Genomic DNA, 23,433 nt, shown 5'->3' on the forward strand with positions numbered 1-23,433 from the left:
CGAGGGTGATGACGATGAACAAAAGAAACCGCGGAATGCTGGCCGGAGCTGCCGGAGCGATGCTGCTGTTATCGGGGTCGGGGTTCGCCCTGAGCGCTCTGCACCCGAGTGCCGCCGATGCTTCGGGCGCCCCAGAGGGGACGATCCATACCAGCAACGGCAACACCATCGATGCATCATGGCTTGATTTGGAAGACGAGTCGGGATACGTACGGGCTTCGGACGTCCAGGGAACCTTCGTGTTCAACCAGTTGGGCACGACACCGAACGACGAGCTGTTCAACGTATTCGGGGCGGCGTTGACCTCGATGTGCTCGAAGCCCGCCGTCGAGCTGACGACCGATGCCGAGGGGGTAGCCAGCTACTACGTTAACGTGGGCGGCCATATCGAGAAGAACCTCACGATAGACGTGAGCGAGCTCGCCGAGGATGCGAGCGAGGAAACCCTCATGGCCTGCTCGTGTGCGACGGGCGCCCCTCTCGGCCAGGCGGCCGTGCTCGGCGTGCCGCTTTCCTCCATCGTGGAGATGGCGGATCTCGAGGAAGGCGTGAACACGATTACGGCCTACGGCGCCGACGGCTTCGGGCAACCGCTTCCTTTGCGCTATGCGCTTGAGAAGAACGCGATGCTCGTGTACCAAGTAAACGGGCAGGAGCTGACCACGGCCACCGAAGGTTCGAGCTTGCAGCTGTGGATGCCCGAAACGGTTGCGCGGTATTTCACGCGCAATATCACCGATATCGAGCTGACGCGCGAAGAGTCGGTGCCCGAGGTGCAAGAGGCCGATCCGTGCTACCGCAACAAAATTAACATCATGAACTATGCCGACGGGTGCACGTTCGCCGCGGGCGACGAGATAACCTTCGAGGGAGTTGCCGACGATCTGGGCAGTCCGATTACGGCGATCGAGTTCACCTTCGACGGCGGACGCACCTGGACTACGTGCGAAACCGAGGGCGCAACGGCCGACAAGTGGGTGAACTGGCAGTTTACGACTTCGTTCGAGCAGACGGGTGACTACGAGATGACTGTGCGTGCCAAAACCGCTGACGGAAACGTATCGCCTCTCGCGGCGACGCTCCTGTTCACCGTTTCGTAAGGGCTTCGAGCCTGCGGGCTCGCCCAGGTTCTTCTTGAAAGGAACAAGGTCGCGATCGCTGTTACGGGCGATCGCGACCTTGGGTAGTGTTGGGTGCGCACGGTGCCGCTAACGTATCCTTCGGTATTTTTGCAGGCGGCTGTTGGGTTTGTCGGGAATAGTGCGCTCGATAAGGCCGAGATTGAGGGCAGGAACGAGATACGTTGTTCGGAACGAGGGACGATGCGATAGGCTAAGTCTCTCCATTATTTCTAGCGCTGATGACGAATCGCAGCCAAGAACATCAAGCATTCTCTTGACTTGGTCGGTCACTTGGTCGGGTTTACTTTTGCTCTGGTAGTTCATGTTTTTCAGAATGACGGTAAACGTCTGTCCGTCATCAATGAAAAGCGGTAGGAATTCTTCCCGATAGTTTGCGCACCGTGCTGTTTCCTCGCGAATCTTTCTCAAGCCGCTTCCGCGGCGCTCCATAAAACCGAGTCTTTGAAACAGATCGGCGATGATAGGGTTTCTCCGTTGGCTTGTGATTTTTGTAACATCGACCTCAGGGGGAAGGGGACCGTCGACTTTGCTGCCTGGCGAAGTGATTTCCAGACGATCGTCGTATACGAAGATCGTCACTTCAGCTCCGCCGTTGAGATAATCACGATGGATGAGGGCATTGACCATCGCTTCTTCAACCGCACGCGGTGCATAGCTTGGTTCTTCGATCCGGCTGTCAGGGGTTTTCGTCCATCCGATTTCGTTATGGGTCTCGACGAAATCTTTTCCTCTATTCAACAATCGTAGCAGGCATCCTTCGTACTCGTGGTCATCGAGTGCATCCTTTATCGAAGATGCTTTGGTTTGCCCGTTCCATCGGGTGCAGAATATTCTGTTTTGTCGGAGTATCCATTGGTCGGCCATTAAAACGCCGGCATTGGTAAGCTTTCCCTGGCGCGTTGCGAGGCCGAACGAAACGAAGCCTTCGCTCTCGAAGGGCTTGTGCGGCCGGTCGTAGTAGGTCGCTTTAACGATATCGAAGCTGTATGTTTCGATATCGTTCCGCACGCCAAAAACGATCACGCCTCCATGACCGTTCGCAAAAGCGCATACGGTTTTTAGCCAGCTCTTCGGTTTTCCCGTTTCAAGTTCTTGCTTGAACTCGCATTGGTCGGTTTCAGCGATTTTGTCGTATATCATGTAAAAGCACTCCCTCGGTTCCTCTGCGTGAACAATACGAGGGCCTTGCAAGCGTAAGGTGACGACAGGGAGCAATCGTCATGGGCTGCTTCAACGTGAGCGCGGGTGATATGAGTGAGCATGCAGCGCTTGCTTTGACTCAAGGTATAAGTATAGCATATTTATAGAACATATGTTCTATAATTGGCGTAGTGGCGAAAATTCCCTGAGCCGTCGTAATACGATGACGGCTCAGGGATTCGTACTTTGCTTACAGATTCTCGAATGCGTCACGCGCGGCAACGCGGCCAGAGTTCACGTTGTTGGCGTTGCAGCCCCCCGAAACGTTGATGGTGTAGATGTTGTTCCAGAGCATAGCCCCCTCAACGCCCACTACGTAGAGCCCCTCGATCGGCTCGTAATCCTCGTTCACTGCGTGGAAGGTACGATCGGTTTGCAGTGAGCCGATGGAAGTGTTCACTTGGGGAATCACGTGGATTGCGTAGAACGGTCCGCTCTCGAGGGACATCATGATTTCAGATGATTTCCCATAGTCGAGATCGGTTCCCGATTCGACGAATCCGTTGTAGCGGTCAATGGTTGCGACAAAGGTTTTGGAGTCGATGTTCGCATTGACGGCGAGCTCGTCGAGGGTATCGGCCTGTAGGATTTCGCCTTCTGCGATGGCGTCTTCGAGTTGCTTTTGCGCATCGCTGTCGCCATTCAGGAACGCGTTCAGCATCGGCGTGTCCATCACGATGTACGTCCGCTCGTTGCGCCAGATGGGCAACGTCATGGACATGGCGTTCACGGCGGTGAAATCCTCGTTGATGAAACGCTCTCCCTTTTCGTTCACCCAAACGGCAAACGGAGCCGCAACGCCGATGACGAAATCGAACTTGCCGTTCTCGTAGTAGCCGGGAGTGGTGGGCACTTTGAGGGCGGCAAGCATGGCCGAATTGCCGCGGTTGTCGCGCACGCCGGCTTCAATGCCCATCTGGTGGCCTAAGCCGTCGTGACCGGGAACGCCGCCGATCACATAGCTTTGGGGTTCGAGTCCGCATGCAGCCATGTATTCCTCGTTGTCGGCAAAGCCGCCCGTAGCGATGATAACGCTTTTGGCGTTGATCTGAATCGTGCCGCCGCTCTTTGTTTCGGCGTACGCTCCGACTATCGATCTGTCGTCTGCTTTTATGAGCCCCGTTCCTTCCGTGTCGTACAGGAACGTGACGCCGTTTTTCTCGGCTGCTGCCACCATTGCGGGAACGTAGTCTTTGCCGCCCGATCCTTTCGCGAAACGGTGGAATACCAAAATGTCGCCTTTGTCGACATCAACCTGTCCGAACGTGACGCCATTGTCTAAAAGCCAGTCGATGTTTTCGCCGGAATTGTGAACCATGTCAACGTATCCCGGACCGCTGCAGCGGTATTGACTCTGTTCGATCTCGAGGCGGATAACTGTGCCGGGATCCACGTCGATGCCTTCCTTTTGCTGCATACGCGAGCCAACGCCAAAACATCCCTCAACGCCGTTCATGTTGCCGCCGGGTATGGATTGGCTTTCGATGCAGATCGTGTTTGCCCCGAGCTCGCTTGCCTGCACGGCAGCGGCGAGGCCCGCTGCGCCCGAGCCGATAACGAGAATGTCGCAATCATGCGTTTCGCTGATGTTCTGCGGGGCCGGTTGGGTGTCGACTGCCTTATCGCCGCCGGTTCCGTTTGCCTGCGGTTGCGAGCATCCAGCTAGCATGCCAACCATGCCAGCTGCAGCGAGAATGCCGGCTCCCCCCACGAACTGCCTTCTGTCGATTCCCTTTTTCATGTTCGCTCCTTCTTGTTCTTTGTTCTCTTCCCGATGCGTCCGAAAGCGTCGGTCGGTTGTATGTCCGCAAGACGTTTCCGAATGGGGTCTACCGAGAACTATGCCGTGCAACAAGAAGGCCGTATTCATACCATTGAGGCGTTTTTTGTCTCATACAAATGAGGTGATATAGCTTTGACCTGCGTTTACGAAAGTGACGTCAGTCGAGGTTCTCGATAAAGGCAATGAGTTCGTCGCGGCTGTGCACGTTGATTTTCTGATAGATGTGCACAATGTGCGTTTTGACGGTATTGCGCGAAAGGTACGTCTCTGAAGCGATGGCCGGGACGCTTTTTCCGCGGAGTATGTAGCTGAGCATTTCGGTTTCGCGAACGGTGAGAGAATACTCGGCTACGGCTCGATCGATTTTGCTCTGCATGGCAGTCGACAAACTTGAAGGTGCTTTCGCATTTGCTCGGCCGCTTGTGTCGTCTTCGTTCGAAATCGATTCCGAGGGAAACCGGGATAGGAGCAAAAAGCCGGCCAACGCGACGATATACACGACGCCAAGCGTTAATTCGAGGTAGAAACTCCCGAGAAAGGTGATGGATATTTCGCCGACGAGCATGCCGAGGATGAAGCCGCCGTCAGTGAGGCATACGCCGAGTGCGAAGATTTTTGCCGGACTCGTGCGGCCGTTGTGAGCGATTTTAGCAAACTCGGAATAGAGCAGTATGGTGAGAAGCTGCTGTGCGGAGTATACGAGAATTCCCGAAACGGCGGCCCGCTCATCACCGAACGTAGCAATGAGGAGCAACCCCCCGATTGCAAAGGGGATGACCGTTTTCGGGATGAGCGAGGTATCGCGCTTGCTCGCCATGTAACCATCGATCGCAACAATGACCAGAAGAAATGCGAACGAGAAAGCAATAGTCGTGACCCAGCTCAAGACGGTATCGTTTGAGCCGAACAAAAATCTTACCTGGAAGAACCCGAGAGGTATGGAATACACAAGGCAGAACAGAGCGAATCGTAAAGAGAGCCTCCCCTCATCCGAGCTTTCCCTGTGCGGTTCGATAGTGCTTTTCTTCAGGCCGAGGTGCACGCAGAGGGCCGACAGTAGCGGTAAGACAAAGAGTGAGGCGACCATTGCCGGCCGCGGGAGCACGGCAAGAGCGAGAAAGACGATTTCTGAAACGATGACGCCAATCGAGAGGATCAGGCGCTTCTTGTTGTTGCTGTAGAGCGACGAATAAAGTTCGCACCAACAGACAAGCTGCCCGCTTGTTCCGACCCCGACGGTTATGGCACCGAAAATCAAAGCACCGTTCAATCCGCTGCCGAGAACGTTCGCGTAAAGGATCATGGCAAACCCGAGCATGGATACAAGCGGCGATCCGAACAGGATAGCCCTATTGTTCGAGTAGGGGGAATACTGTTTCGACAGGGCACCGAGCATGGCGAGGGTGGCAATGTGGCCGAGCGTCGACCAAAACCATGCACTGTCGAAGACGGGGGAAGATTGGGCACTCGAGAAAAATCCTGTGAGCAGGACGAACAGCAGCCAAGTCCAGTAAATACTGAACCCGAGTGCGCAAAAGAGCGAAGCAAGATGTTTGTTCTTGGAAAGCAGCTTGATGGTTCCTCCTGACCACGCGTCTGCTTGATGGCTGCTCGGCATTGTAACATAGGGGTTTCGGCGTATGGCTCGTTCGTACTTTGTTTGCGGACATGCGATCGGATAAGCTCGGTGTGTACGCTTTCTTGAAGCGGGTGTTTCTGAGGATGGGGTGTTTCTAAAACCGGAATCAGGAGTGCTAAAGGAAACGCAGTGGTTGGGAACGGGGGATTGGCAAACAAACAATCGTCGACCAGTGCCTAGTATTGTTGTGCAACAGGGTACAGTTGCCGATCTGCATCTATGGTTTTACCCAGGGGTCCCTTTGTCGTGCATCAGAAGGTGCTCCCGCCGCCCTCTGCGCTTTCGAGCGGCATCCTCACGTTTCCCTGTATACTGTGACGGACGAAAGGGGTCGAGCTTGAATTTTCGGTTGGTTCGCGAAATCGCCAAGGACATATGGTTTCTCGGGCTGGTGTGTCCGCAGATATGGCTATGGTTCATGCTGCAGACGCTCGACCGGTCGGCTCCCGTTTCCTTCGAGGTGTTCTACGTGGCCCAAGGGGTTACCGCTGCTGTTTCCGCCATCGCGTTTTTCAGGATGAGGGGCAACGGCGGTGGGTCTCCTCGGTCGCTCTCGTGGTTGTTCGCAGGCGCTATGTGCCTTGCGCCGCTTCTCGTCCGCTACGGTGAAAGCGTATTGGGAGCTGCCGCGCTGCCGATCGGTGCAGTGCTTGGCGGGTCGGGCCTTGTTTGGTGCTACCTGCAGTATGCCGCTCTCTTCAGCACGATAGACCTGAAGAGGATGGCGAGCTACCTGCTCGTTTCGTTTGCGCTTGTACCGGCGATCCGCTTTCCTTTCGAAGTGCTTCCCCTCGACGTGCCCCTTGTCCTTACCGCGCCGTTGCCCCTGCTGGCGGTATTCATGTGCCGAAAGGCGCAGGCTCACATTCAGCCGGAGGAACCGGCGAAGTCGACGCAAGAACCAATATCGAAGAAAAGGACCGGACTCGTTCTCGTCGTCATTGAGCTTGCGGTGTACGGCTTGGTCATGGGGTTGTTCAGGGTTAACAACGAGGGAATCCACAGCGATTTGCTGTACATCGGCGTCAACCTGATCATCAAGACCGCGTTCCCCGTTTTGTTCCTCGCCCTGATCCGATATTCGTACAAGCGGGTAAGCATCAGCTTTCTCTGCCAGATCGCCATGGCGTTCGTCCTGCTCGCCATGGTTGTCGCGTCGAACTTCCGCGACAGTGCATTCGTGTCGTTCGTCGTATTCGATTTCGCGCGCTACGTGATGGTCATCCTCCTGTTCTTCTCCTTGTGCGCTCTCGCTCCACGCACCTCCCTTCATCCGTTCGTCGTATTCGGCGCTGGGTTTGCGCCGTATGTGATCGCGTTGAGCGTCGGTATGGTCTTAGCCGATCAGCTTGGAACGTTCAACACGTATTCCGACTCGTTCATCATCAACCTGATCGCTCTCTTAACCGTAAGCACCGTCGTCGTTTTCAACTTCAAGGACGATGCCGACATACGGCTGTTTCCCGAAGGGAACCCCGATGAGGTTCCCCTGCAAGACTTCGACAGGATAGACCGCCGATGCGAGGTGCTCGCCGACCAACACGGGCTCACCAAGCGAGAGCTCGAAACCATGCAGCTCATCTGCAAGGGGCGCTCGAAGCGCTATATCGCCGAACATCTCATGATCTCCGAGAACACCGTTCGCGGGTATGCGAAAACGCTGTACGCGAAACTCGATGTCCACAATCGCCAAGAGCTCCTCGACCTGCTTGCAATCTGATCGCCCGTTGCCCAACGCGTTGGCGGTTGGGAAACTCCCGCTTTGGTGCTCTTGGAAACAAAGCAATCCATCTGCGAAAACGCATCCATCCCCCCGCTTCGTGTGGATGGGGTTTCGAAAAACACACGGTTCGTGGGTACAGGGCGTTTTGTCTCTGCTGCTATGGTTCGGCCATCGCTTCATCCGTCGGCTTAGAGTCCGTTTGGTGGAGCCGATAGAAGAAACCAAGGAAGCAAGAAGGGATGGAATCTACTATGGAACTGAATCGTCGCGATTTCATTAAAGGCGGCATCGCCGTCGGGGGTTTGGCGGCAATGGCGGGTCTTGCCGGGTGCGGCTCGGGTCAGGCGTCGGCTTCGGCATCGACGGGCACGGGAGTTCCCGAGCAGTGGGACGACGAAGCCGACATCATTGCCATCGGGGCGGGCGGTGCCGGTCTTGCTGCGGGCATCGAGGCGCAGACGCAGGGCGTGAGCATTATCATCTGTGAGTCGCAGGCGATGGTCGGCGGCAACAGCGCCATCTGCAACGGCGGTATCGCCATTCCGGGTTCGCCGCTGCAGGCGGAGCTTGGCATCGACGATTCTCCCGACCAGATGTTCGAGGATTTGTGCGCATGGTTTGCCACTGACTACGACGAGGGCTACGTGCGCATGTTGTGCGATCTCAACGGCGGCGATATGTACGATTGGCTGACCAGCATGGGCGTCGTGTTCGAAGCATCGGGCCTTCTGCAATCGAACGGCCACTCCCGTCCGCGCGAGCATCATGTGACTCCAGGCGAGCTTATCAACACGCTCAACCAAAATGCGCAGGCTGCGGGTGCCGATATTCGCCTGAACACCCTCGTGACACGCATTATCCAAAACCCCGAGACCAAGCGCATACTCGGTGTCGAGATCGAGCAGAACGGGTCCACCCAATACCTCAAGGCGAAAAAAGCAGTGCTCTTGTGCTCGGGTGGATACGGACGCAACAAGACTATGCTCAACGAGTGGAACTTCGGACCCGCGGTCGAGGACATGACGGTGTTCAACGGGTCGCTCGGCCAGCTCGGCCAGGGCATCACGATGGCGATGGCTCTTGGCGCCGACCCGCGCCATTTGAGCTACTGCGGCATGCTTACCGTACAGAATCCCGATGGGCAGACGGGCGATGCCTGCGCGATGTACCACCAGGGGGCCGTGCTCGTGAACCTCGAGGGCGAGCGTTTTGTCAACGAGGCGCAGGGCTATACCAACGTCTGGTCCGAACTGCTTTTGCAGCCCGAGAACATCTGCTGGCAAGTGTGGGACGAACCCATTGCCGAAGCCTGCTCCGAAAACGAATCGGGATACTATTCGATGAGCAAGATCATCGAGACGGGGCTTATGGTACAGGCCGACACGCTCGAGGATCTCGCTGCGCAAATGGGCATTCCCGCCGATGCGTTCGTTGCAACGATGAACCAGTACAACGCCGATATTGAAGGGACGGGTGTCGATAGCGCATTCGGCCGCGCGCATCTTTCCGGGACCGGAGCGGCGCCCGTCGCTCTGACGACGCCCCCGTACTACGCCTTCAAGACCACAAGCGTTGTCAGCTCCACCTACGGCGGGCTCAAGCGCTGGCAAGAGGATCACCTGCAGGCGGTCGACGTGTTCGGCAACGTGATTCCCGGCTTGTATCTTGCGGGCAACATTTCGGACTTCTGCAACATGGGCATCGTGCCCGGCACGCGACGCCCCATCAACGCTTCGGGCTGCAGTTTCGGCGGCTCGATGTCGTTCGGTCGAAAGTGCGTGCAGGAGATGGCCAAGCTCGACAACTGGGACGAAGCGTAGGAGCAACCACCCGCGGTTCGCGTGCCCCCGCGTGCCCCTCGCATGACGGGAAACCATGCGGGACCGTCGGAGCTGCCCGACGGTCCCGCAGCCGCTGAACGTGAACAATCCCGATAGGAGGACGCAATGGAAGACGAGAAAACAGCCGCCGACGAGGCGTTGAGCGGCAGCGATGCCATATTGGAAGACGATCAGGTCGAGCCCGTCGCGAAGAAGAAGCGCAAGAAGTGGCCCGTCGTCGCAGGCGTGGCGGCCGTAGTGCTCGTGGCCGCGGGCGCCGGGTTCTGGGTGTGGCACGAGAGCCCCGCCTTCTGCAACGCGATCTGCCACAGCCCCATGGACCCCTACGTCGAGAGCTACGAGTCGGGCGACGAATCGCTCATGGTGACAGCCCATGCGCAGGAGGGCTACACCTGCCTGCAGTGCCACGAGCCGAAGATCGACGAGCAGATAGCCGAGGGCATCAAATGGGTGTCGGGCGACTTCAAGGATCCGCTTCCGAAGATGGAGTACGACGAAACCTTCTGTCTGAACGAGGCGTGCCACGACATGGACCGCGCAGGACTCGAGGCACTGACCGACGGCCTCGCGTTCAACCCCCACCAGAATCGCCACGGCGATATCGCATGCGGCACCTGCCACAGCGCCCACGGGCCTTCCGACCTGTATTGCGGGCAATGCCACGAAGAGGCGGCTGCGATGGCCCCCGAACTTGGCTGGACCGTCGGCGGAGTGAGTCTATAGAAGGCACTTTCGATTTCTCGGACAACCTCTGGTACATAAGCATACGCATGGCGAAGCCCCGGTCGGTAACCTGGCCGGGGCTTCGCCATGCATTGGGCGAGAGGTGTTTCCGTAAAATCCTATCCGATGATCCCTCCCATTATCTTTTGTGAAGAAGGTAAGGAATTGCATAATTAAGTATCTTCCTACCATTTAGATAGGTATACTCGGATTCCATAAAACGGAAGCACACTGAGTTTGAGAGCGAGAGCGCTCCGCTCCTTCGATACGCCCACCACGGTTTGCCTGCAGCAGGGGTAGACCGGTTACTAATATTGTAATTTATTACTAATATAGGCACCCGAAGAAGCAGAGAGCTTGCTCCCGCTAGCCGTCGCCCGGCATTCTCGGCTCCTGGTTTCGAAGGGTGATTGAACTGGACGGCACCACTATGCAAACGACAGGCACTGAAAGCGGGGAAGCCGATCGGCGGACGCGGCGTAAGCCGAAACGCAATAAATTCCTGCTCGAAGTGCTGTACTTGATACTCAAGGTTGCACTGGTTGCGCTCGTGGTTCTTCTCGCCCTCGTTTTCGTTTTTGGCATTGCGAAAGTGGAGGACAACTCGATGAACCCTTCCCTGAAAAGCGGCGATTTACTGCTGTTTTACCGCTTGGATCACGATTACACCTCCGGAGATGTCGTTGCCGTCGAGTACGAAGAGAACATCCAGCTCAGAAGGGTGGTAGCCGTTGGAGGAGATACCGTGAACATAACCGAGGGGGGCCTTGAGATAAACGGCAAGCTGCAGCAGGAGCGAAGCATCAGCGGCAATGTCGGCAGCACGGGTGCAGAGACGCTTCTCTATGAAGGCGGCATCGATTTCCCCGTTACGCTCGGGCCGGGCGAAGTGTTTTTGCTCGGCGATAACCGGGCGGAGTCGCTCGACAGCAGAATGTACGGCCCCGTGAAGGAGAACATCATTGTTGGAAAAACAGTGTTTGTCATGAGAACGAGAAACATCTAACAGGAAGCATCGGAAAGAACGTCGCAAAGAGAGGAAAGGCAATGGCAAGAGTTAGACAGAAAGTAGCGAGTACGGCATTGGCCGCAGTGGTGGCGCTTGCGCTGTCGTTGACAGGAATGGCGAGTACGGCCTTCGCAGAAGAGATTCCGAAGAACGGCGATGGATCGGGCTCCGAAACCGTCCAGGGCACCCTGGCCGGAGCGTGGATCAGCAAGCATCTGGATGTGCCCGCAGGCGCCGACACAACCAAGCTCCTCGGCGAGGAATACCAGTTCGTCGCCACGCTGACGGACGTGGCCGATCACTCGGGGGCGGTGTCGACGGATACGTACAACGACGTACGGACGCTCTCGACAACGGCGCAGTTCTCCAGCCTGACCGCAGGCGAAGTGAACAAGGTGCTTTCGGGCAACATCACGGGCGGCGTGACCAACAGCTACCCGCATGCCGGCGAGTACATCTACGAGGTCGTCGAGGTCAAGCCTTCCGACCAGGCGTCGCCCGGCACCGATACCGAGGGTATGGCCTACTCCGAGCAGAAATACCAGATGCGCGTATGGGTGAAGAACGTGAACGCAAGCGGGAACCCCGCGGGCACCGTCGTGTACGCCGTCACCGTTTTCGAGTTGACCGACGCGATCTCCAATCCCAATGCGGATAACGACGACGCAAAGGTAAGCGCCGACAACGTTTTGGAGGATGCGGCACCCAAGGTTGCGAACGGATTCACCTTCAAGAACGAATACACCGTTCCGGTAACGCTGAAGACCGCCAACGTCATCACCGGCGATTGGGCCGACTTCACCCTGAAGTTTCCCTTCGACGTGAGCTTCACCTTGCCGAAGGCGGCCGAAGGTGCTTTCGACGTCGAGTACATCGTCGCGCCGAACAACTACGTCTTCGACGAGGATGGAACCCTGTGGTCCGACGGCAGCGGCGGTACGGAGGTTACCTCTGGATGGAGCAAGATCCCGTTCGCCGCGGGTGCAACCGAAGGCTCCATTCCGTCCACGCCCATCGGGCATAACGAAACCATCTACTTCAGGAACCTTCCGCTGGGAACCACGTACAAGGTGAGCGAAACCGATTCCCTGACGCAGTACACGAAGGCGTCCGACATTTCCGGCGTCACGGGCAATCCCGGTGCCGCTTCCGTTTCGGTGTACGAGGTGTCGACCGGATCGGATGTCACCTACAAAGATGAATTCGTGGCGGCAGACAGCGACAACATGGTAACCATCACCAACGAGCGCACCAACATCAGCATCACCGGTGTCGTTCTCGACAACATGCCGCTGATCCTCATCGGGCTCGCTGCATGCATCGGTATCGGATTCTACTTCGTGAGCAGGGCACGGCGCCAGGCCGAAGAAGACTAGGCACGAGAAGGGTCGGAAGGCGGGATGTGCCGGCAAGAGCTAATCCCGCCGATCTTTCTTTAGAGGAACAACCATGGCAAAGCAGTACGTGAACAATGAGGGCGTCGAGCGTCGAAGCGGAGGCTTGAAAGTCCTCCGCGCGGTTGACGCCGCCTTCGACAATCTGTTCTTGATCGTTCTCGTTCTCGTACTGCTTTGCGCCTCGTATGTCGTGTACGACAACGGACGGATAATCAAGGGCGCAAACTCCGTCCAGTACGAACAGTACAAGCCCCATGATACGGCTTCGTTCGCCGAGCTGCAGCAGAGGAATTCCGAAGTGTTCGGTTGGGTGGAGGTGTTCGGAACGGGCATCGACTACCCGGTGGCTCAAACCGATAACAACTTCAAGTACGTGAATACGAGCGTGTACGATTCGCCTTCGATAGCGGGGGCGATCTATCTGGACTATCGAAACAGCCGGGATCTGTCGGACTTCAACAGCATTCTGTACGGGCACCATATGGACGAAAGCGCGATGTTCGGCGATATCGACAAGTTTGAAAGCGCGGAGTTTTTCGAGAGCCACGCATACGGAGAGATCTATACCTCTGCCACCGACGCGTACCACGGGATAGAACTCTTCGCCTATGTGCTCGGAGATGCCTACGACGAAAAACTGTACAACCCCTACGTCGAATCCGAGGACGAGAAGCAAGCCTATATCGACTATGTGTACTCGATTGCCTACCACAGTCGGGATATCGAGATAGGAACCGACGACAAGCTCGTGGTGCTGAGCACCTGTGCCTCCGAGCCGACGAACGGCAGGCATCTGCTCGTGGGGAAGTTGAGCGACGATCGCTTCGAGAACTCCTTCGCCTCTGAAAACAGGGGATCGGGGTTGGGCGATCTGTTCGACAGGTTCCCGCACGATCTTGCCCTCATCGCGCTCTGTGTGATCGTGATCATCGTAGTCTCGCTCCTTATCTATGCGATAAAGAGGCGGGAGAGAAAAAGGAAAGAAGCACGGACGAAACGTGACTAAAGCTGCTCACATACAGGGATTGCTCGGCATTGCCTTCGCGCTTGCCCTGGGCACGCTGTTGCTTGCGTGCGCGGCGCCCGTGCGTGCATTCGCCGCTGATTCGGTTAGTTTTGATATGCCGGTATACCAAACGATAGAAGGCTTGCCGGCGGATGAAAGCTATACCGTCACGTATATGCTCGAGCCGCTCGATCCCAGCTACCCCATGCCGACCGACGATGCAAGCTACCAGTTCGCCATCACCGACAACGATGTGTTCGTGGCTCCCACCATCGAATACCGCGCGGTGCGGATATACGAATATCGACTTACCGTGACAACCGCCGCAAGCGAGCAGCCCAATATCGCGCTCGACACCACGTACTACAAGATTCGCAACAACGTGGTGCGCTTCGACCAGCCCGGCGGTTTGGAAATGCAGACGGTGTACGAGAACTCGAACGGCTACAAAGAGGAGAGCCTCGCGTTCGTTCATACCTATAGCGCTTCAAGGCCTCCTGAGCCGCCCGTCGATCCTTATGATCCCGATGATCCGGCGGATCCGCTCGATCCTCACGATCCCGGTGCTTCGGGTGGGCAGGGCGGCGGTTCGAACGTGTTCGGTGCAGGGTTTCCCGTAACGGGGGACGACGTGCTCGAACTCGCTCTCCTGTTCTCTCTCGTAGCGCTTCTGTCGCTCTTTTTCATCATAGTCGGTATGAAGCTTCGCCGCCGAAAAGATGAATCGGAAGGTGGTGTCACATGAGATTGTTCAATACGGTTACCAAGAAAACAGCTGTGGCACTGCTTACGGTTTGCTTGGCCGTGGCGGCTGTCCCGTATGCGGGGATAGCCGAAGAGATGAACCAAAGCGAAGAGCTGATCGCGCTTGGGGCAGATGCTGCTGTGGAAGAATCGTCCGAGCACGCGGAGGCAGGCGAGTCCGATACGGGTTCGGGCGACGAATCGGAGTCGGACGGGCAGGTTTCGGATGGCTCTGACGGGCCGGAGGCGCTACCGCAGGGCCCGGCGCAGGAAAGCGAAGCGGCGACTCCCGATGGGGGTGTAAGCACGCTTGCCAGCAAGAGCTATACCATCACGAACTTCAGCGATTTGAAAGCGGCGGTTGCCGACACCGACTCGTCGACCGCGCAAGGCGATACGATCACCTTCGTGATCAAGAACGACATCGTCTTCACCGAAGTCATCGCGCTTCCCTGGAACAGGAGCTCGGTGTTCGTTGCCGAGGGGGGGTCGTGGAATCTGACGTGGGCCGGTCCTGCGGCTGACAGCGGCTGGGAGGGGTCTGCCCGGCATTTCTTATCGTACGGAACCGCAGACCACGCGCAGACGATAACCTTCAACGCCGGCCTTACCATCGACGGAGCCGGAAGGGGAGGAGGGCTGTCCATCGGCACGGGCGGCAGCGCGCCCAACTACGTGAACGATAACTACAACTGCACGATCGTCCTCAACGGCGCGACCTTCACCAACTGCGTAACGGCGCAAAGCGGCGGTGCGATCAGCATCGACGACTACACGCCATCGAACAAGCTGGAGCTGAAGAGCGGCGCGATATCGAACAGCCGGGCTACCGGGGATGGCAGCGGCGGGTACTTCCGTGGAGGACACGGCGGCGGCGTGTTCTTCGGAGGCGATACCCTCACGCTCTCGGGGGCCCGTATCGAGAACTGTCGTACCGATACGCTCGACGGTAGGTCCGGCGGCGGGATATACGTCGATGCGAATGCGCGATTTGCGTTTACCGCGGGGACGATTACCGGCTGCACCGCTGCAGTGGGCGGCGGTCTGGGGCTCAACGGGGGATCGACGCTCAGTTTTACGGGCGGATCGATCACGGACAGCGTAGCATACAACGAGCAGCAGAACCAAGGTGAGAACGGGTTTGGCGGCGGCATCGGCGCGTACGGCGCGACGGTGAGCGTGAGCGGCACGGCAACGGTGTCGGGCAATACGGGTCGGCATGGCGGCGGAATATTCGGCGGAGGAGGAACGGCGATCACGCTCGGCGGCGGCGCCTTGGTCGATTCGAACCAAGCGGCCTCGATTACGGATTGGGGTTCGCGGGGCGGCGGCGTGTACGTCGACGACGGCTCCAGCCTGAAGATCGAGGGTGCTATGATCTCGAACAACAGGGCGACGTCGGCGACCTCCGCAAGGCTGAACGGCCATGGCGGCGGCGTTGCCAGCGGCGATTACGGGGCGCCGTCGAGCATCGAGTTCACGAGCGGAAGCATCAAAACCAACAGTTCCGACATCGGGGGCGGCGGCGTTTACCTGATGGCCTCGAACACGTTTACCATGACGGGCGGCATAATCGACGGATGCTATACCAAAGACTCCGGAGGCGGTATTCTGGCAACGGAGAGCGCCGTCATCAAACTGTTCGGGGGAAGCATCGAGAACTGCTCGGCGCGAGGCCTCGGCTGGTACGGCGGTTGGGGCGGCGGCATCAACCTTGCCGGTACGGTCGATCTGCAAATAGACGGTACGGATATTACGAACTGCAGCGCAACCGATCCCGGTGCCTCCGTCGGAGACGATCGGGCCGTCGGAAGCGGCGGCGGAATATACGTCAACCAGGATACGGGTGCTGGCGTACGCATCAGCATTGCCGACTCGACCCTGTCGGGCAACACGGCTTCTGCGAACGGCGGTGCGATCTTCACCGCGTTTCTCAGCAATCTGACCGTGGATGCATCGACGGTTTCGTTTACGGGGAACACTGCGGGGGCGTATCGCGTTCCTGCCGACGATGTCGCTGCCGATCCGTCCGTGTATCCGTGCTCGAGAGCCCTGAGCTCCTCGGACGCTCCGTCGGGTACGGTGCCTGCGGGACGGAGTCATCCGCTCAACAATTACGACATCAGCTACTTCAGCTACACCGTCGCCTACCATGGGAACGGGGGAGAAAGCAGCGCATCCAATGAGGTGGCCTATTTCGTGCAGGAGGTTCCCTTCAGGTCGCTCGGGGGCGTTACGGCTACGGTGAAACGGCAAAACGCCGTTGCCTTCGACGGGGCTACGATCGACTACGCGCTCGATCGATATGCCTTCGCCGGATGGGCGGGAGCCGAGGTTCCCCGGGTCGACGGTAGTGACATCAAGGTTGCAGATGAAACCTGGTCAGTCGGGGGAGACGTTTTGACGACTGCGTTCCCCCTCGTCGAGTTTTACGCAGCGTATAAGACCGATATTGTCATCAGGAACGTGGCAGCTGGAGATACCGAGTTCTTCGACTATACGCGGGCGTTCGGCCTTTGGTTTGCCGTATGGGATCCTGCGACGGGCTATAGCGGAGACAACTCCTTTTCCGATTGGTACTATACGCCGAGCAACGGTGAGGCGGACAATAAGATCACCTACTACTACAAAACGGTATTCGGCGCGAACGAAGCGCCGGGATTGGATTCCATTCGTGTTTCGTACGATCTGAACGGAACGCCTATCGGGCGGGCCCATTCGGGGGCTCCGGGCAGCGACGGAGGCATCTGGGATGTCGATTTGACCGACGACCTCGTCGATGGGCAGGGCAGTGCGCGCAACGTCTTGACGGTGACAAACACCTACGATGCGCCACCCATCACCGACGTCGAATCCGAAGAACAGCCCTATTGGCTGCTGATAGTCGGGGGAGCTGCGCTCGTTCTGGCTCTTTTGCTGAGTGCACGCAGAAGGTCGCGAAAGATCGATCAATCCGAGTGAGCATGTGCTGGGTGCAGGCTCGAATCGCGGCGTTTGCTATGAGGGAGCCGAGCCTGTTGGAGCTTTCTCGCGGTGCCGTGGCGCCTTCCGGCAAAGCAAAAGGCCACAGACGGGATTGCGTCTGTGGCCTGCTATTTTTCTGGCGGAGGAAGTAGGATTCGAACCCACGGTACCTTGCGGCACAACAGTTTTCAAGACTGTATCGATCCATATAAAACCCCAGATCAACAAACGATTAAGCAACTAAACAATGTGATGAGAAGTGCCATCGAAGAACACAGAGTTGAGCCATCATGATTCCAGCTCGATCAATTCGGCGAGAAGATCGGCTATCATGATCAGCCCTCGACGCGTCGCTTTCTGGTAGTTTCGCCCGCGCGTGGTGCCGTCGCCGCCAGAATGCCCCATAGCGAGCATGACGATGGAATCGGGCGATCCTGCCTCGCCCTGCATTATCGACCATGACTTCCTGAGCTTGCCGGGATTGACGTAGGCTATGCCGTTTCGCTCGCACCAGGTTCGGTAGTTGTTGGTGATGCTCGTGGGCGATGAATAATGCTTCGCCTCCCATGGGTCGCCGATTTCGTGCGGGGCTTCGTTCCTGCACAGCGGCCCGGCCGTGCCTGCAAATTCCAATAGGCGCGATGCGAACGGATCACCGATTATCATCTCGCGCTCGGAGAAGCCGTTCTTCGTACCTTTCAGCTCGCGCCCGCTTCTTGTGGAAACCAGAGCTTTGCTGATGCTGACGGCGGCATACGTCTTGCCCCTGTATTCGAGCGGTGCGATATCCTCCCCGCATAGCGCCGTTGCCTCTTCATGGCGAAGCCCGCCGCCGCTCTCGGCAAGCAGAAGCGGCTCGTATTTGATACCTCGTATCGATTCCATCCACTCTCTCACTTCGGATGCGTCGAGGGTTCTCTTGTCCGACTTCGGCGGCTTGTCGAGCTTGATGTAGCGGTCGATTGGGTTGTCCTGCCTGATCTTGTTTCGGATTGCAATGTTGCATACCTTCTTCCACAGTTGGTAGGCAGATCGTTGAACCCACGCAGAATCGATGCTGCGAAGTACTTCTTCAGCCCGCTCGCAGGTTGTCGAGGCTACGAGTTCGCGCCCGATGCGCGGCATAAGCTCGCGTTCCCAAACGCGCTCGTATCCCTCCACGGTTTTCGTTGCGAGGCCGTCCTTGGCGAACGACGGATGGACTTTCGCCGCCCACAGCTCGCTGTATGTGATGCTCGGATCGCATCCGACCGTTCCGATGCGCTGCATAGCGAGGTACAGTTCGGCATCGTCGCGGGTTCCGTTGAGCACCTTCGAAGCGCGCTTTCCCGATCCGTCGATCCACCAGATGCGGTATTTGCCTTTGCTGACGTACTGGATCGAGCCAAAGTTAGAGCGCGACATGGTACAATTCACCTTGCCTTCCGTTTATTCGGTTGGTACTTGTGGAGCCTCGTGCTGGGCGGCAACCCGTATGCGCGGGGCTTTCTTATTAGTTCGCTACCATCCCTCGCAATCTCCGTATGTTGGAGATATCAGGATCACGAAAAACTCTACGACGGCGAAAAGAGCGTTTGCGCCAAGGAGCAGATATCCGACCATAGCACCTTCGCTCAGGATCAAATTGCCCATCAAGGCAAACCAAATCCCGCCGACGAACAAGAGAACGTGCACAATTCCTAAAGCGGTTTTGCCAGCATAGAAATCGTGTACGCCGATATTCCCCAGAAACAGACACAGCAGCAACGGAGCTAGTTTTTTCTTTTTCTTCATCTACTTTCCTTTCATCCCGCATAACCAAGTATTTCGATTATATTTCATAATCGAACGGCATGGTCGCCCAAACGACTTGCCCGATGATCGTTATCTCTTCGGTGTCGTGCTTGTTGTAATCGAAGACGGTAGGGATGTAGGTCGGATCGTAGCTGTTCGGGATCAGCTCGAAACCGTTGGCGAGCCTTTTCACGCGCTTCACTGTCGCCGAATACCCGTTGACGCAAACGGCGAACGGATCATGCTCGTTCGGTTCCTTCATGTCGAAATCCACCAAGGCGAGGCATCCGTTGGGCAGACGGCGGTTGTAGCTGTCTCCCTTAACGCGAAGCAGCCCGGAGTGCGGATGCTGGTTTTTGACTTTCGTCGGAACGGGGAACTCGTCCTCGAACTCAAGCATCTCTATCGGCGTCCCGGCTGCGATCTCTCCGTAGATCGGCACGTCAACGTAGCCGTCTTCTTGATCTAGGGACATTAAGCTGTACTCAATCCGGGAAGGATTATCGGTTTGCATAAGAATGTAGTCGCTCGAAGTGCCGAACACTTCAGCCATTTTCGCTAGCACTTCGCCGGGTATATCGCGAATCTCATATTCGTAGTTTTGAATGCTTGTATCGGAAACATCGACTAGTTGAGCAAGCCTTGCTTGCGAAATGCCATTCGCTTCGCGAAGCTCCTTAACTCGATTCGGATATTTTTTATCGCCCACCAAAACAACCTCCAATCGTTGGCGATATCAATATAAGTCACCAACGAATATTAGTCAAATCTGACGATTGACTACCAACATATGATGGTATATATTTCAAATATGGCAACCAACGAACGTTGGTAAAGATTGGGGGTGAAACTCATGAACAACATCAGAAGCGAGCGCAAAAGAATCAATCTCGGTCAAAAGGAGTTTGCAGAAAAAATTGGAGTGTCACATTCCACTGTCTCCAGATGGGAACGAGGGGTATTGGCACCTTATGGGTCTGAGCTGATCGCAATGCATCAACTATTTGGCTGTTCAACTGATTATCTTCTTGGCATTTCAGACGAGCGTAACCACATCCGAATCTAGCCGTTTCCTTGCACTTTGACAACCGAACCGACGCGGCGGTAGGTCCCGCACGCGCCCCCGCACACCGAGGCGGGTGAACTGCAAGCACGCAACGAAGGGAGGTGCAATTGCCTACCTACATGACAGCGCCGGAGCTGGCAAGCCAGTGGGGCGTGAAGCTCGCCCATCTGTACGAGCTTGCTTCGCGGTCGATCGATCCGTTGCCGCTCAGGTACGAGCGCGGAAAGACGCGAAGCGGTTTTTTAATCATCGAAGAACTTAACGACTGGATAGCGCGGAACACCGTGCTGTACTCGGAAAGGAAAGAGCATGTCTGAAAAAGAGAGACGCGCCCAGCGACCAAACTCAGCGCGTCAAACGTCCGTTAAGACGGATCGAATCATACCACCATGGACTGGCGAAGCGCAAATCGCGCTCACCGTTCCATTCTTAATTGGAATGCTGGTGACATTGATAACCCTATCGATCGGAGCGTAGCTGATGATATTCGGAAAGAACAGCGAGCAGGAACCTGCCGCGACCACTGAGAAGACGTACACGAAAGCCGAGATAATGGCCGCTCTATCCACCGTGGAAACGCCTTACGACGGCGAAAACGGCGACGAGATGAACGACTCCATTGCCGTCAAGACGGCGCTGTGCGGGGCTAGGCTGCTCGCAGAGACGCTGTTGGACGGACTGACGGTTGATGCGGCGCATAAAAAGATGGCGGTTGATATATTCCGAATCTCCATCGAATCGATCTTGTCAGATAGGAAAAGCGAAGGCGGAGCAAGGGGGGTTGGGTCGCTATGATCGAGCCTATAGCCATCGATGATATCCCGTCGATCCGAGACGGGCGGAAACTGAACCCGCTCCGAGCGTTCGCCGACGAGACGGTAATCGCGTTCGACAAGAGCGGAGCAGATGCGGCGATAGTCACGGGCGCTCCCGAGGGCTGCAAGATCAACCAGATTACCTATCAGCTGCGCGACGCGCTGTGGCGCAGGGGCATGAGCGACAGGATCAGGATCATGCAGCGCAAGCGGAACGTCTACATCGCGAGAATCCAACCGTAGGGAGTGAAAATGAAACTAGCGGACTTAGACGCGATGATCGACGCGCATTTCGACTACGAGCGAAAGCGGCTCGCCGTGTTCGGCGAGGAACCGAGCGACCCCGATACCGTGTACCAATCGGTGGACAGGTCGCGGCTGCGCGAGATTTCGAACGCCACCAAGATCATGGCGCTTCGCCACGGAGAGGGGAAGTACGCCATGGCCGAAGTGGAGTACCGGGGCTGCGTGTTCTACGCGATGGTGGGTGACGAGTGATGGCGAACCTGATATGTGTCATGGGCGAGAGCGGCAGCGGCAAGACCACATCGCTGCGCAACCTCGACCCTAAAAGCACCTACATCATCGACTGCGACAAAAAGGGACTTTCTTGGCGCAACTGGGGCGAGAGCTACGGCGGCGATAAGAAGAACTACAGCGTTACCGACGATCAGCAAAAGGTCATGGCGCTGCTGAAGAGCATCAACGCGAACGCGCCCCACATCAAAACTGTTGTCATCGACACCATCAACGGCATCATGGTGGCCGACGAGAACCGCCGAAAGGACGAGAAGAACTACGACAAGTGGTCCGACCTCGCATGGGCGGTGTACGGCATCATCGATTACGCCCTCACCATGCGCCCCGATATTACCGTGGTGTTCATGGCTCATGCCCAAACGGAGCGCGACGATTCTGGGGTGTTGTTCACGCGGATCAAAACCAGCGGCAAGAAGCTCGACAAGATATGCCTCGAAAGCAAGTTCACCACGGTGCTCAACAGCAAGTGCGTCAACGGCGAATACGTCTTCGAAACCAGAAACGAACTGAGCACGGCGAAAACGCCCATCGATTCGTTCAAAGACCAGTTCGTTCCGAATGACATTGCATCCGTCGATGCCGTGCTCCGCGAGTATTGGGGACTGCCCCCGCTCGGAGGCGATGCGAAATGAGCGATATCGAAAAGAGCCTTCGCCTGCTCGCATTGGCGAAGCGGTACATCGTAGAGGACAGCCAATTCGGCGAAGGCTACACGATCACGCCCAAGAACGACAATCGCATCCAGGCGCATTGCTGCGATGGCGACCTGGAGTATTTCGTCACGGGCGTATACAACAGCGGTGCTAATGTCGCGAGAATCAATATCGAAGAACTGGACGATCTCCGCGAGTTCTGCCAATCGCTGCTTGGTGGTGACGCCTGATGGAAGACTTCAAGGAACTTGCATCCCGATTGGCCCAGCGGTTCGTAGACGAGGGCTTCATCGTCCACCGCTACGACGCGTACTCATCGAAAAGCGTCTACCTCAAACTCGATTACGGCGCTTGCTGCTCCATCAGGATAAGCGACCACCCCGGTTACAAGCACCTCAAATACCGCTACAACATCGGATCCAACATCGAGCAGATCAAGCACGACGAAAGCGGCGAGTACCCGCGCCATTACTACCCGACTTCGAAATCGGAAAAGATGATCGGCAGGATACTCCACGATCGCGATTATCGCATCAAGAAGTACGGAGAGGACGGGTACCGCAAGATCGTATTGCGCAACAAGATGAAGGCGGCGCGGGCGAGAACGGGATTCTTCTCGCATTGCAAGCTTGTAGGGGGTGCCGTCGATGCTGATAAGCCACAGGCGCAGCGCGTACATGGACGATGACGAGATCGAGCGGGTGGCTGGGTTGTTCGAAATCCAACGCGACAAGACGGAGAACGCCATCGACCGCACGGCTTGGGACGCGGCATCGAAAGTGCTCCGCATACTCAACGGGCACGATATCAAAACAGGCGATGACCTCATGGTGATTTTCAAACGCTATGAGTTCGGGGAAACATCAAACCAAATGGTAAAGGAGAACTGAATGAAGGTTAAGAACTGGACTGAAATCGAAGAAACCGAGTACGCCGACAAGCTCCCGGCGGGCGGCTACGTCTGCCGCATCACAGCCGTGGAGGACGTACCCAAAAAAGAGTATCTTTGGATAACCTACGATATCGCCGAGGGCGAGTATGCGGGCAAGTACTCCGACGACTGGGGCAAGGAGAACCCGTGGGCGCACCGGTTCGCGCGATCCTACAAGGACAGCGCCGAGGGCAAGTTCAAGGCGTTCGTGAACCGCGTGCAGGAATCTAACAAGGGCTTCGTATGGGATCAGGTAAACGAGAGCCAGTTCGTCGGCAAGGAGATCGGCCTCGTCTTCCAGACCGAGCTTTACACCAACGACAAGGGCGATGACAAAGAGCGTCTCAACGTGTTCCGCGTCGTTGCTTCTCAGGATATCCGCGTAGGCGATTTCAAGGTTCCCGAGCCTAAGAACACTCGCGAGAAGGTTCCCCAGTCCGACACGGTGCCAGTCGATGCCTACGACGACGTTCCATTTTGATAG

25 protein-coding genes are annotated in these 23,433 nt (G+C 56.8%); 19 read left to right on the forward strand and 6 right to left on the reverse strand.

Annotated features, from left to right (window positions below):
* Positions 1-14 precede the first annotated feature (14 nt).
* A complete protein-coding gene (locus MWL89_RS01105) occupies positions 15-1,100 on the forward strand; it encodes a molybdopterin-dependent oxidoreductase (protein WP_102379642.1) in 1,086 nt (361 codons plus the stop codon).
* A 108-nt stretch (positions 1,101-1,208) separates the two neighbouring features.
* Here the strand turns inward: MWL89_RS01105 and MWL89_RS01110 are convergent, their stop codons facing one another.
* The 3 genes from MWL89_RS01110 to MWL89_RS01120 form a co-directional block, all read right to left on the reverse strand.
* A complete protein-coding gene (locus MWL89_RS01110) occupies positions 1,209-2,282 on the reverse strand; it encodes a Fic family protein (protein ID WP_244411417.1) in 1,074 nt (357 codons plus the stop codon).
* Positions 2,283-2,532: 250 nt separating this feature from the next.
* On the reverse strand, positions 2,533-4,083 hold the full coding sequence (locus MWL89_RS01115) for an FAD-dependent oxidoreductase (protein ID WP_244411418.1): 1,551 nt from the start codon (positions 4,081-4,083) through the stop codon (positions 2,533-2,535).
* Between the two features lie 199 nt (positions 4,084-4,282).
* Entirely contained in the window at positions 4,283-5,743 is a 1,461-nt protein-coding gene (locus MWL89_RS01120; protein WP_244411419.1) for a helix-turn-helix domain-containing protein, read from the reverse strand.
* Positions 5,744-6,101: 358 nt separating this feature from the next.
* Here MWL89_RS01120 and MWL89_RS01125 point away from each other — a divergent pair, with 358 nt between their 5' ends.
* The 8 genes from MWL89_RS01125 to MWL89_RS01160 all read left to right on the forward strand — a co-directional run bounded on the left by MWL89_RS01125 (position 6,102) and on the right by MWL89_RS01160 (position 17,168).
* Positions 6,102-7,484 (forward strand): response regulator transcription factor, encoded by a 1,383-nt coding sequence (locus MWL89_RS01125; protein ID WP_244411420.1) that lies wholly within the window; start codon positions 6,102-6,104, stop codon positions 7,482-7,484.
* Positions 7,485-7,738: 254 nt separating this feature from the next.
* A complete protein-coding gene (locus tag MWL89_RS01130) occupies positions 7,739-9,307 on the forward strand; it encodes an FAD-dependent oxidoreductase (protein ID WP_244411421.1) in 1,569 nt (522 codons plus the stop codon).
* Positions 9,308-9,433: 126 nt separating this feature from the next.
* Positions 9,434-10,051 (forward strand): cytochrome c3 family protein, encoded by a 618-nt coding sequence (locus MWL89_RS01135; protein WP_244411422.1) that lies wholly within the window; start codon positions 9,434-9,436, stop codon positions 10,049-10,051.
* Between the two features lie 430 nt (positions 10,052-10,481).
* Positions 10,482-11,057, forward strand: coding sequence for a signal peptidase I (gene lepB / locus MWL89_RS01140; protein WP_244411423.1), 576 nt, complete (start codon positions 10,482-10,484; stop codon positions 11,055-11,057).
* Between the two features lie 41 nt (positions 11,058-11,098).
* Positions 11,099-12,436, forward strand: coding sequence for a DUF7601 domain-containing protein (locus MWL89_RS01145; protein WP_244411424.1), 1,338 nt, complete (start codon positions 11,099-11,101; stop codon positions 12,434-12,436).
* A 73-nt stretch (positions 12,437-12,509) separates the two neighbouring features.
* Entirely contained in the window at positions 12,510-13,463 is a 954-nt protein-coding gene (gene srtB, locus MWL89_RS01150; protein ID WP_244411425.1) for a class B sortase, read from the forward strand.
* Entirely contained in the window at positions 13,456-14,208 is a 753-nt protein-coding gene (locus tag MWL89_RS01155) for a hypothetical protein (RefSeq protein WP_244411426.1), read from the forward strand. Before srtB ends, MWL89_RS01155 begins: the two co-directional genes overlap by 8 nt.
* Entirely contained in the window at positions 14,205-17,168 is a 2,964-nt protein-coding gene (locus MWL89_RS01160) for an autotransporter outer membrane beta-barrel domain-containing protein (RefSeq protein WP_244411427.1), read from the forward strand. Before MWL89_RS01155 ends, MWL89_RS01160 begins: the two co-directional genes overlap by 4 nt.
* A gap of 291 nt (positions 17,169-17,459) precedes the next feature.
* Here MWL89_RS01160 and MWL89_RS01165 read toward each other — a convergent pair whose 3' ends face one another.
* The 3 genes from MWL89_RS01165 to MWL89_RS01175 form a co-directional block, all read right to left on the reverse strand.
* Positions 17,460-18,575: a site-specific integrase gene (locus tag MWL89_RS01165; RefSeq protein ID WP_244411428.1), complete on the reverse strand. Its 1,116-nt coding sequence runs from the start codon at positions 18,573-18,575 to the stop codon at positions 17,460-17,462.
* Between the two features lie 96 nt (positions 18,576-18,671).
* Complete coding sequence (locus MWL89_RS01170) at positions 18,672-18,944, reverse strand: NINE protein (RefSeq protein WP_244411429.1); 273 nt, start codon at positions 18,942-18,944, stop codon at positions 18,672-18,674.
* A gap of 37 nt (positions 18,945-18,981) precedes the next feature.
* The gene (locus MWL89_RS01175; protein ID WP_244412622.1) at positions 18,982-19,653 is read right to left on the reverse strand and encodes a LexA family protein; all 672 of its coding nucleotides are present in this window, start codon (positions 19,651-19,653) and stop codon (positions 18,982-18,984) included.
* 144 nt (positions 19,654-19,797) lie between these two features.
* Here MWL89_RS01175 and MWL89_RS01180 point away from each other — a divergent pair, with 144 nt between their 5' ends.
* The 10 genes from MWL89_RS01180 (at position 19,798) to MWL89_RS01225 (ending at position 23,430) form a co-directional block, all read left to right on the forward strand.
* Entirely contained in the window at positions 19,798-20,010 is a 213-nt protein-coding gene (locus tag MWL89_RS01180) for a helix-turn-helix domain-containing protein (RefSeq protein WP_244411430.1), read from the forward strand.
* A gap of 101 nt (positions 20,011-20,111) precedes the next feature.
* On the forward strand, positions 20,112-20,327 hold the full coding sequence (locus tag MWL89_RS01185) for a hypothetical protein (RefSeq protein WP_244452962.1): 216 nt from the start codon (positions 20,112-20,114) through the stop codon (positions 20,325-20,327).
* 163 nt (positions 20,328-20,490) lie between these two features.
* Positions 20,491-20,805: a hypothetical protein gene (locus MWL89_RS01190; protein ID WP_244411432.1), complete on the forward strand. Its 315-nt coding sequence runs from the start codon at positions 20,491-20,493 to the stop codon at positions 20,803-20,805.
* Positions 20,802-21,068, forward strand: a complete 267-nt coding sequence (locus MWL89_RS01195; protein WP_244411433.1) for a hypothetical protein — start codon at positions 20,802-20,804, stop codon at positions 21,066-21,068. Before MWL89_RS01190 ends, MWL89_RS01195 begins: the two co-directional genes overlap by 4 nt.
* A gap of 9 nt (positions 21,069-21,077) precedes the next feature.
* Positions 21,078-21,323, forward strand: coding sequence for a hypothetical protein (locus MWL89_RS01200; protein ID WP_244411434.1), 246 nt, complete (start codon positions 21,078-21,080; stop codon positions 21,321-21,323).
* Complete coding sequence (locus MWL89_RS01205; RefSeq protein WP_244411435.1) at positions 21,323-21,997, forward strand: AAA family ATPase; 675 nt, start codon at positions 21,323-21,325, stop codon at positions 21,995-21,997. Before MWL89_RS01200 ends, MWL89_RS01205 begins: the two co-directional genes overlap by 1 nt.
* On the forward strand, positions 21,994-22,248 hold the full coding sequence (locus MWL89_RS01210; RefSeq protein WP_244411436.1) for a hypothetical protein: 255 nt from the start codon (positions 21,994-21,996) through the stop codon (positions 22,246-22,248). Before MWL89_RS01205 ends, MWL89_RS01210 begins: the two co-directional genes overlap by 4 nt.
* On the forward strand, positions 22,248-22,706 hold the full coding sequence (locus MWL89_RS01215; RefSeq protein WP_244411437.1) for a hypothetical protein: 459 nt from the start codon (positions 22,248-22,250) through the stop codon (positions 22,704-22,706). Before MWL89_RS01210 ends, MWL89_RS01215 begins: the two co-directional genes overlap by 1 nt.
* Positions 22,696-22,908 carry a hypothetical protein gene (locus MWL89_RS01220; protein WP_244411438.1) on the forward strand — a complete coding sequence of 71 codons (213 nt, stop codon included), beginning with the start codon at positions 22,696-22,698 and terminating at the stop codon, positions 22,906-22,908. The genes MWL89_RS01215 and MWL89_RS01220 overlap by 11 nt, the downstream gene beginning before the upstream one ends.
* Positions 22,909-23,430 carry a hypothetical protein gene (locus MWL89_RS01225; RefSeq protein WP_244411439.1) on the forward strand — a complete coding sequence of 174 codons (522 nt, stop codon included), beginning with the start codon at positions 22,909-22,911 and terminating at the stop codon, positions 23,428-23,430.
* Positions 23,431-23,433: the final 3 nt, after the last annotated feature.

This window comes from Raoultibacter timonensis (genome assembly GCF_022845715.1).
Taxonomy (GTDB): domain Bacteria; phylum Actinomycetota; class Coriobacteriia; order Coriobacteriales; family Eggerthellaceae; genus Raoultibacter; species Raoultibacter timonensis.

What these genes read in the sequence shown, in the direction of transcription:
- MWL89_RS01105 (WP_102379642.1), top strand. Translation starts at nt 15, where the DNA reads ATGAACAAAAGAAACCGCGGAATGCTGGCCGGAGCTGCCGGAGCGATG.
- MWL89_RS01110 (WP_244411417.1), bottom strand. Translation starts at nt 2,282, where the DNA reads ATGATATACGACAAAATCGCTGAAACCGACCAATGCGAGTTCAAGCAA.
- MWL89_RS01115 (WP_244411418.1), bottom strand. Translation starts at nt 4,083, where the DNA reads ATGAAAAAGGGAATCGACAGAAGGCAGTTCGTGGGGGGAGCCGGCATT.
- MWL89_RS01120 (WP_244411419.1), bottom strand. Translation starts at nt 5,743, where the DNA reads ATGCCGAGCAGCCATCAAGCAGACGCGTGGTCAGGAGGAACCATCAAG.
- MWL89_RS01130 (WP_244411421.1), top strand. Translation starts at nt 7,739, where the DNA reads ATGGAACTGAATCGTCGCGATTTCATTAAAGGCGGCATCGCCGTCGGG.
- MWL89_RS01135 (WP_244411422.1), top strand. Translation starts at nt 9,434, where the DNA reads ATGGAAGACGAGAAAACAGCCGCCGACGAGGCGTTGAGCGGCAGCGAT.
- lepB (WP_244411423.1), top strand. Translation starts at nt 10,482, where the DNA reads ATGCAAACGACAGGCACTGAAAGCGGGGAAGCCGATCGGCGGACGCGG.
- MWL89_RS01145 (WP_244411424.1), top strand. Translation starts at nt 11,099, where the DNA reads ATGGCAAGAGTTAGACAGAAAGTAGCGAGTACGGCATTGGCCGCAGTG.
- srtB (WP_244411425.1), top strand. Translation starts at nt 12,510, where the DNA reads ATGGCAAAGCAGTACGTGAACAATGAGGGCGTCGAGCGTCGAAGCGGA.
- MWL89_RS01160 (WP_244411427.1), top strand. Translation starts at nt 14,205, where the DNA reads ATGAGATTGTTCAATACGGTTACCAAGAAAACAGCTGTGGCACTGCTT.
- MWL89_RS01165 (WP_244411428.1), bottom strand. Translation starts at nt 18,575, where the DNA reads ATGTCGCGCTCTAACTTTGGCTCGATCCAGTACGTCAGCAAAGGCAAA.
- MWL89_RS01170 (WP_244411429.1), bottom strand. Translation starts at nt 18,944, where the DNA reads ATGAAGAAAAAGAAAAAACTAGCTCCGTTGCTGCTGTGTCTGTTTCTG.
- MWL89_RS01180 (WP_244411430.1), top strand. Translation starts at nt 19,798, where the DNA reads ATGAACAACATCAGAAGCGAGCGCAAAAGAATCAATCTCGGTCAAAAG.
- MWL89_RS01190 (WP_244411432.1), top strand. Translation starts at nt 20,491, where the DNA reads ATGATATTCGGAAAGAACAGCGAGCAGGAACCTGCCGCGACCACTGAG.
- MWL89_RS01195 (WP_244411433.1), top strand. Translation starts at nt 20,802, where the DNA reads ATGATCGAGCCTATAGCCATCGATGATATCCCGTCGATCCGAGACGGG.
- MWL89_RS01200 (WP_244411434.1), top strand. Translation starts at nt 21,078, where the DNA reads ATGAAACTAGCGGACTTAGACGCGATGATCGACGCGCATTTCGACTAC.
- MWL89_RS01205 (WP_244411435.1), top strand. Translation starts at nt 21,323, where the DNA reads ATGGCGAACCTGATATGTGTCATGGGCGAGAGCGGCAGCGGCAAGACC.
- MWL89_RS01210 (WP_244411436.1), top strand. Translation starts at nt 21,994, where the DNA reads ATGAGCGATATCGAAAAGAGCCTTCGCCTGCTCGCATTGGCGAAGCGG.
- MWL89_RS01215 (WP_244411437.1), top strand. Translation starts at nt 22,248, where the DNA reads ATGGAAGACTTCAAGGAACTTGCATCCCGATTGGCCCAGCGGTTCGTA.
- MWL89_RS01220 (WP_244411438.1), top strand. Translation starts at nt 22,696, where the DNA reads ATGGACGATGACGAGATCGAGCGGGTGGCTGGGTTGTTCGAAATCCAA.
- MWL89_RS01225 (WP_244411439.1), top strand. Translation starts at nt 22,909, where the DNA reads ATGAAGGTTAAGAACTGGACTGAAATCGAAGAAACCGAGTACGCCGAC.